Source organism: Pseudomonas edaphica (genome assembly GCF_005863185.1).
Taxonomy (GTDB): Bacteria; Pseudomonadota; Gammaproteobacteria; order Pseudomonadales; family Pseudomonadaceae; genus Aquipseudomonas; species Aquipseudomonas edaphica.
The window spans coordinates 1-6,044 of sequence record NZ_VBVZ01000386.1 but is presented as its reverse complement, the minus strand read 5'-3'; the positions used below and the strand labels follow the sequence as shown (position 1 = coordinate 6,044).

Below are 6,044 nucleotides of genomic sequence, written 5' to 3'. Positions count from 1 at the left end.
AGGCCGCAACTTCCAGTTCTCCCACCACTTGGTGCTGTTCGACCTGCCGTCCCACCCCGACCTGCTGGAACAGCGGATCGGCCGTTTGGACCGGATCGGCCAGAAGCATGTGATCGAACTGCACGTGCCGTACCTGGAAACCAGCCCGCAAGAGCGCCTGTTCCAGTGGTACCACGAAGCGCTGAACGCGTTCCTCAACACCTGCCCGACCGGCAACGCCTTGCAACATCAGTTCGGCCCACGCCTGCTGCCGCTGCTGGAAAACGCCGACGACGGCGAGTGGCAAGCCCTGATCGACGAAGCGCGTGCCGAGCGCGAGCGTCTGGAACAGGAACTGCACACCGGTCGCGACCGCTTGCTGGAGCTCAACTCCGGCGGCGCGGGTGAAGGCGATGCGCTGGTGGAAGACATTCTTGAGCAAGACGACCAGTTCGCCCTGCCGATCTACATGGAAACCCTGTTCGACGCCTTCGGCATCGACAGCGAGGACCATTCGGAAAACGCACTGATCCTCAAGCCCAGCGAAAAAATGCTCGACGCCAGCTTCCCCCTGGGCGACGACGAAGGTGTGACCATCACCTACGACCGTAACCAGGCGCTGTCGCGTGAAGACATGCAGTTCATCACCTGGGAACACCCGATGGTGCAAGGCGGCATGGACCTGGTGCTGTCCGGCTCGATGGGCAACACCGCCGTGGCGCTGATCAAGAACAAGGCGCTCAAGCCAGGCACCGTGTTGCTCGAACTGCTCTACGTCAGTGAAGTGGTTGCGCCGCGCTCGCTGCAACTGGGCCGCTACCTGCCACCGGCCGCCTTGCGCTGCCTGCTGGATACCAACGGTAATGACCTGTCCGGTCGTGTGTCGTTTGAAACTTTGAACGACCAGCTGGAAAGCGTGCCACGCGCCAGCGCCAACAAGTTTGTGCAGGCCCAGCGCGATCAGCTCACGCCACGCATCAATGCTGGCGAAGAGAAGATCACCCCGCGTCACGCCGAGCGTGTGGCCGAGGCGAAACGCCGTCTGGCAGCCGACACCGACGAAGAACTGGCGCGCCTGACCGCGTTGCAAGCGGTCAACCCGACCGTGCGCGACAGCGAACTGGTGGCGCTGCGCAACCAGCGCGAGCAAGGCCTGGCCATGCTCGACAAGGCTGCGCTGCGGTTGGAGGCGATTCGGGTGTTGGTGGCGGGTTGATAACCGCCCTGCCCTGCTAAAAAGAAGGCCCGCGCAATGCGGGCCTTTTTTATTTGATCGTTCCCACGCTCTGCGTGGGAACGCCGCCCTGGACGCTCTGCGTCCGCTCCTAGAAGCATGACGCAGAGCGTCACAGGATGCATTCCCACGCGGAGCGTGGGAACGATCAAGCTACAGCGGCAGCAGCCGGCACCTCAACCGCCCCCAACCCATCCTTCATCTTCTTGGCATCGCGCACAAAACTGCGCGAGGCCTGGAACAGAAACAGCATGGTCAAGAACAGCGCCACCGGAATCAGGTACATGGCGTCGTGCAACCCAACCGCTTTATACGCCTCGGTCATCTGCGAGGCGCCATCGGCATACATTGCCGAATGGGCAAAATGATCAGACAGGCCGCCCACCACCACCGGCCCCATGCCACCGCCGAGCAAGTACAACCCCGCAAAAAACAGCGCCATCGCCGTGGCACGCAGGCGCGGCTCCACCACGTCCTGAATCGCCGTGTACACGCAGGTGTAGAAGTTATAGGCAAACAACCAGCCCACACTGAACAGCGCCACAAACACGCCAATCTCAATGCGCCCCGCGTGCAAGGCCCAGGCAGTGGTAATGGTCGAGATAATCAAGCTGCACGCGGCAAACAGCAGCCGGCCGTTGGCGACGCGCTGATGGATCTTGTCGGCAATCCAGCCGCCCAGGGTCAGGCCCACCAGCCCGGTGATGCCGACGATCACGCCGGTGGCCACCGCGGCGTCCTGCAACGGCATCAGGAAGTAACGCTGCAACATCGGCACCAAAAATGAATTGCACGCATAGGTGGCGAAGTTAAAGCACAACCCGGCCAGCACCAGCCACAGGAAGGTCGGCACCGCCAGAACGCGACGAATCGGGCGGTCGACGCGCTCCTGGGAGACTTGCACGGTTTCCGCTGCGCCGCGCTTGGGTTCCTTGATATAGAACATGAAGATCGCGAGGATCAGCCCCGGCACGGCGGCGATAAAGAACGGTGCGCGCCAGCTGTCGAACGCCTTGACCATCGCGCCAATGGTGAAGAACGCCAGCAGCAGGCCCAACGGCAGGCCCAACATGAAAATGCCCATGGCCCGGGCGCGGCGGTGGGCGGGAAACAGGTCGCCGATCAGCGAATTGGCCGCCGGCGCGTAGCTGGCTTCACCGATGCCGATGCCCATTCGCACCAGCAAAAAGGTCCAGAAGCTGCCGACCATGCCGTTGACCGCCGTCAGCCCGCTCCAGGCAAACAGGCCCCAGCCCATCAGTTTGCTGCGTGAGCCGGTATCGGCCAGGCGCCCGAGCGGCAGGCCGGCGATGGCGTAGACGATGGTGAAGGCGGTGCCGATGATACCGAGCTGGAAGTCGCTCAAGTGCCATTCCATGCGGATTGGCTCGATGATGATGGCGGGAATGGTGCGGTCGAAGAAATTGAACAGGTTGGCGAGGAACAGCAGGAACAGAATGCGCCAGGCATTCGCCGCTTGGGTCGAGTTCTGCATGGGTCCGTCTCTTTTATTGTTATGAGAGCTGCGATGCCCGATGCATCCTGCCCGGTACCTGCAACATAATCAGGCCAGGCACGCTTGTCTGTAATGATTCGTAAAGCTGATAGGGCATGATTTCACCCGCAGCGACGGGACTTTCCCTACGAAAATATAAGTTCGCGCCCCCCTTCCCAACCGCCATGGCACGGATAGAATGGCGAGCCTTCCGTAACACCCACATCCTACTTTTCTTATCGATGACGCCCATGTCCGAAGCCAGTCCGTGTCTGAGTTGCGGTGCCTGCTGTTCACACTTTCGTGTGTCTTTCTTCTGGGGCGAGTGCGCCTCATCGGGCGGCACGGTGCCCGATGACCTGGTGGTGCAGATCAACCCCACACGCGTGGCGATGATTGGTACCGACCAGAAACCCGCCAGGTGTTGCAGCCTCGAGGGTGAGGTCGGCAAGGGCACCCGTTGCACCATCTATGAACAACGCTCAAGCCCCTGCCGAGAGTTCGATGCGTCGTGGAGCCAGGGCGAGCAGAACGTCGACTGCGATACCGCTCGCGCCGCCTTTGGCCTGCCGCCATTAGAAGCACCTTTTGAACTGGACCTGCCGATCAGCGCTTAGCATCAAACGCTATGGCAGGCATGCCAAAATGGTTGAAAGCAAAGTGCCATTATCCATGGAAAATCCTGCGCGGCTTCTATACTCGACTTCATAGGTCATCGCCGTTGGCTGTGACGTGACGCTATGACGGGGCTTGCTATGGAATGGCTGGGTCTGCATTTTTTTACCGACCTGCCAGAGAACGGGCACTTATTACTCAATTGCAGTCATAACCCTTTTCTGGTGCTACTGGCGTATCTGGTTGCTTGCGCGGCCGGCTTCGGCACGCTGGACATGGCTGAGCGCGTCGGCCATGTCGAAGACCCTACCGCCCGCCGTCATTGGCGTTGGCTTGGAGCGGGTTGCCTGGCGGGTGGCATCTGGTCGACGCACTTCATCAGCATGCTGGCCTTCCAGGCACCTATCGCCATTCATTATGAATTGATCATGACGTTCGCCTCGCTGGTGATCGCCTTGATCGCTTCACTGTTCGCCATGCAAACCCTGAGTCATACCCATCTGCGATTCCATCAATACCTGCTGGCGTCGGTATGGATGGGCCTGGGTATCGCGCTGATGCATTACGTGGGCATGTCGGCCATGCGCTCCCAGGCCGATGTGTACTTCGAGACCGACCTGTTCATGGCCTCCGTGGCGATTGCCATCGGCGCCAGCCTGGCCGCGCTGTTGCTGTCGAGCTACCTGCGCACCGGCGCCGGCGTGTTTCATCAACTGCTCAAGTACGCCGCCAGCCTGGTGCTGGGCGCGGGCATCCTCAGCATGCACTTCACCGGCATGGCGGCCATGCGGATGCTGGTACCGGCCGGTGCTGACCTGTCGTTGCCACTGGATAACAACCCGATTCAACTGGGCCTGTCGGTGGCCGTGATCACCCTGCTGGTGATTGGCAGCAGCGTCAGCGCCGCCCTCGCCGACAAAAAACTGCAGCACAAGGAGCGTGACCTGCGCCGGGTCAACGCCCTGCTCAGTGAGCTGGACCAAGCCCGTGCCTCGCTGCAACAAGTGGCGCACTTCGATGCGCTGACCAGCCTGCTCAACCGTCGCGGCTTCAACCAGATCTTTGCCGAGAAGGTCGCCGAAAAAACCGCCGGCCACGGCATGATGGCGGTGATCTTCCTCGATATCGACCACTTCAAGCGCATCAATGACAGCCTCGGCCACGATGCCGGCGACCAACTGCTCACCGTACTGGCCGGGCATATCAAGGGGTCGGTGCGCAGCCATAGCGATGTGGTCGCGCGGTTTGGCGGCGACGAGTTCTGCATCCTGATCAACATTCACCATCGCGACGAAGCGCGGCACCTGGCCCAGCGCATCATGCATAAGATGAAAGAACCAATCGAACTGGCCGGCCGGCGCATGGTGATGACCACAAGCATTGGCATCAGCCTGTTCCCCGATGACGGACTGACCTGCGAAGAGTTGCTTAAAACCGCTGACCTGGCGCTGTACCAGTCCAAGGATGCCGGTCGCAACAGCTTGAACTTCTTCAGCTCCAACCTTAAAACCCGCGCCTTCCTCGAGCTGCAACTGGAGGAGCAATTGCGCGCTGCGTTGCGCGGCCGCAATGAATTGGTGCTGTTCTACCAGCCGATCTTCGACATGAAGCTGGGCAAGGTCACCCGCCTGGAAGCACTGGTGCGCTGGCAACATCCGCAACATGGGCTGCTGGCCCCGGACCGGTTTATCGGCATCGCCGAAAACAACGGGTTGATTGCCGAACTCGACCACTGGGTATTGCGTCAGGCCTGTCACGATTTGAGCCTGCTGTCTGACCGCGGTTACACCGAGCTGACCATGGCCGTGAACTGCTCGGCCTTGAACCTGGCCCGTGACGAGCTAGCCGATGAGATCGAAGCCGCCCTGCGTTTTGCCGGGATCGCCGCCAGCCGCCTGGAACTGGAAGTCACCGAAAACGCGCTGATGGGCAATATCAGCAGCACCCTGGCACTGTTGCGCCAGATCCGCGCCCTGGGCGTTTCGCTGGCCATTGATGATTTCGGCACCGGTTATTCATCCCTGGCCTACCTCAAGCGCCTGCCGCTCAATACCCTGAAGATAGACCGGTCGTTTATCCAGGACATTCCCAAGTCCACCGCCGATGTCGAGATCGTCCAGGCGATCATCGGCATGGCCCACACCCTGCACTTGCAGGTGGTCACCGAAGGCGTTGAAACCCAGGCGCAATTTGAACTGCTGCTCAAGCACGGCTGCGACTTTATCCAGGGTTACCTGCTGAGCCCGGCGGTGCCTTTGAGCGATGTGGTGGGTGTGATCCAGGGCATCCAGATGCGCAACCCACTCTACCCGTTCAGCATCGAGGGCAATAAGGACGCCATCGCGCCGAAGGACCCTGGTGCAGGCCGCATCGGCCCGCCGTCGATTGTCAGGCCCATTCGATGACGTCGTATCTTTGGGACTTAGCCATCATCTACTTGGATGAACGCCGACGAGCGGCCGAATCATCGGAGTACGCCGGGTACTCCTCTTGAAAAGTCAGGGTTGATCGTTCCCACGCTCTGCGTGGGAACGATCTGGCTTTGCCACACCCGGAAACAATTCCCCCGATGTTCCGCCCACTTTAAAACTGTTCCCGTGACGCTTACGTCACCGTCACCTGTGACCTTTCTCTACGGCAAGATGCCATCACGGCGCCAGCGGTTACTCGGCTACACACTTGCTCGGCAAGAAAACGCGCACCTTTATAGCTGTCTCTTAT

General features: G+C 60.5%; 3 protein-coding genes and 1 pseudogene. 3 read left to right on the top strand and 1 reads right to left on the bottom strand.

The features are described from left to right. Nucleotides 1-1,195 (top strand): annotated as a pseudogene (locus FEM54_RS22170) (RNA polymerase-associated protein RapA); the annotation flags it as partial. A 166-nt stretch (nt 1,196-1,361) separates the two neighbouring features. Here FEM54_RS22170 and FEM54_RS22165 read toward each other — a convergent pair. Then, complete coding sequence (locus tag FEM54_RS22165; protein ID WP_017137218.1) at nt 1,362-2,708, bottom strand: spinster family MFS transporter; 1,347 nt, start codon at nt 2,706-2,708, stop codon at nt 1,362-1,364. 251 nt (nt 2,709-2,959) lie between these two features. Between FEM54_RS22165 and FEM54_RS22155 the strand changes: the two genes are divergently transcribed. Beyond that, nucleotides 2,960-3,325: a YkgJ family cysteine cluster protein gene (locus FEM54_RS22155; RefSeq protein ID WP_099548587.1), complete on the top strand. Its 366-nt coding sequence runs from the start codon at nt 2,960-2,962 to the stop codon at nt 3,323-3,325. Nucleotides 3,326-3,463: 138 nt separating this feature from the next. After that, a complete protein-coding gene (locus tag FEM54_RS22150; RefSeq protein ID WP_099548586.1) occupies nt 3,464-5,728 on the top strand; it encodes a putative bifunctional diguanylate cyclase/phosphodiesterase in 2,265 nt (754 codons plus the stop codon). Nucleotides 5,729-6,044: the final 316 nt, after the last annotated feature.